Annotated in this window: 3 protein-coding genes and 1 pseudogene; all 4 read left to right on the plus strand. The window is 31.5% G+C overall.

Going from position 1 to position 6,187, the window contains the following annotated elements; translation table 11 throughout:
* The first annotated feature begins 112 nt into the window (after positions 1–112).
* Entirely contained in the window at positions 113–3,124 is a 3,012-nt protein-coding gene (locus tag RMN92_RS13880; RefSeq protein WP_309610037.1) for a tetratricopeptide repeat protein, read from the plus strand.
* 72 nt (positions 3,125–3,196) lie between these two features.
* Entirely contained in the window at positions 3,197–4,960 is a 1,764-nt protein-coding gene (locus tag RMN92_RS13885) for a TonB-dependent receptor (protein WP_309610038.1), read from the plus strand.
* Positions 4,961–5,135: 175 nt separating this feature from the next.
* Entirely contained in the window at positions 5,136–5,579 is a 444-nt protein-coding gene (locus RMN92_RS13890; RefSeq protein ID WP_309610039.1) for a hypothetical protein, read from the plus strand.
* 213 nt (positions 5,580–5,792) lie between these two features.
* Positions 5,793–6,187: pseudogene (locus RMN92_RS13895) on the plus strand (asparagine synthase B); the annotation flags it as partial.

Below are 6,187 nucleotides of genomic sequence, written 5' to 3' on the forward strand. Positions count from 1 at the left end.
GTTTCTTATTCAAAATAAAATGTATAAGAATGCAAAATTGAATACTAAACCTTGTATTTCCTCGTTTTAACCCATAAGAAATATTATATTTGAATTCTAAATTTGCTTTTAAATGAAAAAAAATCCATTATTAATAATCGTTTCCTTTTTCTTCGGATACTTTTCAATATTTGCCCAGCAATCTGCTATTTATACCAACGATTTGGCAAATTACACCAAAGCTTTGTCACTTTATAATAACAAACAATACCAATCGGCTCAAATTATTTTTGATCAGGTCAAACAAGAAAATGCAAATCTTGAAATTCAATCAGATTGTGTCTATTATTCAGCCAATTGCGGAATAAGACTAAATCAAAATGGCGCCGATGAAGCTATGGAAAATTTCATTAAAAATTATCCTACGAGTACCAAACAAAATTTGGCTTATACCGAAGTAGCTACTTATTATTTTGAACAAGGAAGCTACGCGAAAGCTGTTGAATGGTTTGACAAAGTGGATGAAAGTACTTTGACTTCAGGTGAAATGGAACGCTTTAACTTCTACAAAGGTTACAGTTTTTTTAATTCTGGAAAGAAAAAAGAAGCCACAACCTATTTTAATAAAGTAATGAATTCCAAAGAATATGGATCTCAAGCCAAATATTACTTAGGTTTCTTAGCTTATGAAGGCGATGATTATAAGGAAGCTTCTAAATATTTTGACCAAGTTTCGGGTGAAGAAAAATACAAAGAAAAACTGTCTTATTTTCAGGCAGATATGAATTTTAAATTGGGAAAATTTGACGAAGCAATCAAATTAAGTCAAGCTGCCATGGCTAGTTCCAACGCAATCGAAAAATCGGAACTCAATAAAATTATTGGCGAAAGTTACTTCAATTTAAAAAAATACAAGGAAGCCATTCCGTTTTTGAAAGATTACAAAGGTAAAAAAGGGAAGTGGAACAATACCGATTTTTATCAATTAGGCTATGCATATTACAAACAAAGCGATTTTGAAAATTCCATTTCACAATTCAATAAAATAATTGGTGGAAAAGATGCTGTAGCCCAAAACGCTTATTATCATTTGGGCGAAAGTTATTTGAAAACCGATAAAAAACCGCAAGCATTGAATGCGTTTAAAAATGCATCAGAAATGACTTTTGATTTAAAAATTCAAGAAGATGCCTATTTAAATTACGCTCGGTTGAGTTACGATATTGGAAATTCCTACCAAAGTGTGCCTGATATTTTGTCTGGCTTTATGACCAAATATCCAACATCGCCAAATAAGACTGAAATAGAAAGTTTATTGATTAATTCCTTTATAACTTCCAAAAATTATGCTGGAGCCATAACTTTATTAGAAAAAAATAAAATACCAGCAAATAAATTAGCGTACCAAAAAGTGACTTTTTATCGCGGTTTGGAATTATTTACCGATGGAAATTATACCGAAGCCTTGCAATTGTTTAAAAAATCTATTGCAGAACAAAAGGACGCCAAGTTTTCTGCTCGTGCCACATTCTGGAAAGGGGAAACAGAGTTTGTGCAAGAAGATTTTGCCAATGCTTTATTGAGTTATAAACAATTTTTGGGATATCCAGAATCCAAACAAACACCAGAATTCGAAACTATAAATTACAATATTGCTTACAGTCATTTCAAAATGAAGGAATATGACCAAGCTGGAAATTATTTTCAGAAATATATTGAAGTTTCTAAAGATGATAAAACCCGTTTAACAGATTCTTACTTGCGTTTGGGCGATTCACGTTTTGTAACCACTAAGTATTCGTCAGCTATGGAAGCTTATAATAAAGCCATCGATTTAAAAAGTATCGATGCCGATTATGCAGCCTATCAAAAAGCAATGAGTTATGGTTTTGTATCTAAAAATGATAAAAAAATATCCGATTTCAATCTTTTTTTAAAGAATTTTCCAAAATCTGGTTATCGTGACGATGCATTGTTTGAATTGGCAAATACCTACACTGCCGAAAACGAAACTGCATCTGCAATTAAAACCTACGATCAATTAATCTCTGAATTTAAAGGTGGAAGCTATACTTCCAAAGCCATTTTGCGTCAAGGATTAATTTATTATAATGGCGACAAAGATGATTTGGCATTAGGAAAATTTAAAAAAGTTGTGGCAGAATTTCCAAAATCTGACGAAGCAATTGAAGCAGTAAAAACTGCAAGATTAATTTATGTAGACAAAGGTCAAGTTGAAGAATATGCTTCTTGGGTAAAATCACTTGATTTTGTTGAAGTTACAGATTCCGATTTGGACAATGATTCCTTCGAAGCCGCCGAAAAGCAATATCTACAAGGAAATACCAAAGAAGCTATAAAGAATTTATCAAGCTATATAAAGAATTTTCCAAATGGAGCTCATTCGCTTAAAGCTAATTTCTTTTTAGCGGAGTCTTATTTTAAAGAAGAATCTGCCAATTCAATTCCAAGTTATGAGTTTATAATCTCCAAAGCCAGAAATCAATATACAGAACAATCATTGTCGCGTTTGAGTCAGATTTATTTAAAAAACACCAATTATACTAAAGCAATTCCTGTTTTAGTTCGATTGGAATCTGAATCAGATTTTCCTCAAAATAAAACGTATGCACAAGCCAATTTGATGAAAAGCTATTACAATGAAAAAGATTATTCCAATTCGGTGATTTATGCTGAAAAAGTATTGCAAAATCCTAAGACGGAAGATAAAATAAAAAGTGATGCTCAAATTATCATTGCACGTTCGGCCATAAAAGTCAATGATGAAACAAAAGCCAAAGAAGCATATGCGAATTTGCAAAAAACTGCCAAAGGTGAATTGGCTGCGGAATCTCTATTTTATGATGCGTATTTTAAAAATAAGGAATCCAAGTTTGACGAATCAAATAAAGTGGTTCAAAAACTATCCAAGGATTATGCGGGTTACAAATATTTTGGCGCCAAAGGTTTGATTGTCATGGCAAAGAATTTCTACGGATTAAAAGATAGTTTTCAAGCCAGCTATATTTTAGAAAGTGTCATAAAAAATTTCAAAGACTATCAAGATGTTGTAGATGAAGCACAAAGTCAATTGGATTTAATTAAAACTGAAGAAGCCAAAACAAATTCGTCGATAACAAAGTAATTAGAGAAAAGAAGCAAGAAGCAAGATTTCAATATTTTAAGTCTTGTCTCTTGTCTCTTCAACATAATAAATATGAAAAATAAAATCATCATAATCTTACTCATTACTTTACAAACAGTTTTCGCTCAAAAGAAAGATGAAAACATAGGAACCGAAGTCGTAAACGTAGTAAAACCATATTCGCCAACAGTTTCAGATGCCAATAAAATTAAAGAAGTGCCAACGCTGGATGATGCCGAAATCAATAAAAAAGAAACTGTAAAATACCAAATATTTTCTTTTCCGGTGGCTTCCACTTTTACGCCATCAAAAGGGAAAGCTGCTGGTGTGGATAAAGCCAAGCAAGAACGCTTATTTTCGAATTATTTGACTTTGGGGTTTGGAAATTATGCTAGTCTAAATGCCGAATTATTTGTGACTCACGAGTTAGATAAATACCAATATGTTGGCGCTATGTTGCGACACCAATCGTCGCAAGGTGGCATAAAAGGCGTTGTTTTGGACGATAAATTTGCTGAAACTGCTGCAGATGTTTTATATGGTTACCAAAGAAAGGACACCAAATTTTCTGCCAATTTAGGTTATAAAAGAGAGGGCTACAATTGGTATGGCGTTCCACTTAATAGCTTAAATTTTGATAGAAATTCAATAGGAAGTTTAGATCCAAATCATCAATACAATACGATAAATTTAGGTTCAGAACTGACAATTAATGATAGTTTTTTTAATAAGTTAAATTTAAATTTTATTTCGTTTTCAGATAATTATAATTCTAAAGAAAATAGATTTATGATCAAACCTGATTTTACTTTTGATTTTGGAGATACTTCAGTAAAAACCAAATTCGGAGTGGACTATTTGATTTCCGAATTTGACACTACTTATTTAAATAATATTTCTCAAGTTGGAACAAATTCAAATATTAAAATGTCCAATTTAATTTTTAATATCAACCCGAGTTTTCAACTTCTAAAAGATGATTTGTCTGTAGAAATTGGTGCAGATGTGGTTTTCTTTTCCCGTGCAAAAGATGTCTTTGCAGGAGTTGATTATGGATCAGAAACCAGTTTTTTTATCTATCCAAAAATAAATGCTTCTTACAAAGTTGTAGGCGATTTAATGATTGCTTTTGGTGGAATTGAAGGGAAATTAATTCAAAATTCATATGCTGATTTTGCTAATGTAAATAAGTTTTTATCACCTACTTTATCTATTAATCCAACAGACCAACAATATGATCTTTTTGCTGGTTTAAGAGGAAAATTAGCCAGTTCGTTAGCTTACAACTTGAAAGCATCTTACAATGCTTCGAAAGATAAAGCTTTGTTTAAAACAAATGCCTTATCACAATCGCCTGCTAACAATTATAGCTATGGAAATTCATTTAATGTAGTGTACGATAATGTAAAAACGCTTTCCTTTTTTGGAGAATTAAAAGCCGATGTCAATAAAAATATATCATTAGGATTGAACGCAGAATACAATAATTATGGCACAGATTTGGAAGCGGAGCCTTGGAATTTGCCAGCTGTAAAAGCATCTTTCACTACAGATTTCAATATTGGTACAAAATGGTATGCTGGTTCACAAATATTTTATGTGGGAGAAAGAAAAGATCAATTTACCAACTTTGGATTCACATCAAACACAGATTCTGTACAAACTTTAGATAGCTATTTTGATATCAATGCACACATTGGATATAAATATAATGAGAGATTAACCGCTTTTTTAAAAGGAAATAACCTTGCCAACCAAACCTACAATCGTTGGTTAAATTATCCTGTTCAAGGTGCACAAGTTATTTTGGGAGCGAGTTATAAATTTGATTTTTAAGTTTATTTAACTACAAAGAGTTTTAACCACAAAGTTCACTAAGAAATGCACAAAGTTCACTAAGAATTATATCTACAAATTTCACAAGAAAATTACGAAGTTTACAAAGTGTTTTAATCTGTTTGCTTAGTGAACTTTGTGAAAACTTTGCGTTCTTTGCGTTTAAATACTAAGCATGAAACAGAATATCCACCAACAATACCTTCAACTAGTCCAAGATAAAATAGATGTTTTCCAAGACATGATTTCGGCATTAACCGAAGATTCAAAAAATGATGCCAAAGGTTCCGCTGGCGATAAGCACGAAACCGCCTTATCGATGATGCATATTGAACAAGAAAAACTGACGCATAAACTTAAAGAATCAATCGATCAAAAATCAATATTAGATAAAATTGATACTTCGCAAATTCATAATAAAGTCGCTATAGGAAGTTTAGTAAAAACCAATAATTTGACAGTTTATATTAGTGTTGCTTTACCAAAAATCACATTTGAAGCTCAAAATATATTTGCCATTTCTCCGCAATCACCATTGGGAAGTCAATTAATGGGAAAACAAATTGATTTTGAATTTGAAATAAATGGAACGAAATATTTAATTCAAGAGATTTCATAAATTGGCGTTCAAAAAATAACATTTCTCAACTTCAAATCATTTTTTCATTAAATATATTTTATAATTAATACTAAAAATCAACATTTGGTTTATTTTTATAATCAAATATCTATTATTGATTTTAATAAACAACTATAAACCGCAATTTTGTTTCAGTTAAATCGAACTATCAAACATTCAAATCGACAAATAACCGAATCAACAAATAAAATTATGTGCGGAATATTAGCCATCATCGGAAAAGGAAAAGACCAAGAATTAGTAAAACAATTGTCTAAAAGAATGTCGCATCGTGGACCAGACGAAAGTGATTTGCATGTTACTAAAAACGGACATATATTAAGCCACGAGCGTTTGTCAATCATCGATTTGCATTCAGGCCGTCAACCCATCAAAGGAACTTCTACCGCTTATATGGTTCACAATGGCGAAATATACAATCATCAAGAATTAAGAGACGGAATTTTAAAACACCATACTTTCAAAACCAAATCAGATTCGGAAGTGATTGTGCATTTGTATGAAGAATTTGGTTATGATTTTCTAGACAAATTAGATGGTGATTTTGCTTTTGTAGTAATTGATGGCGATGATTATATTGCTGGTCG

It is taken from the genome of Flavobacterium sp. (assembly GCF_031363805.1).
In the GTDB taxonomy this organism is placed as follows: domain Bacteria; phylum Bacteroidota; class Bacteroidia; order Flavobacteriales; family Flavobacteriaceae; genus Flavobacterium.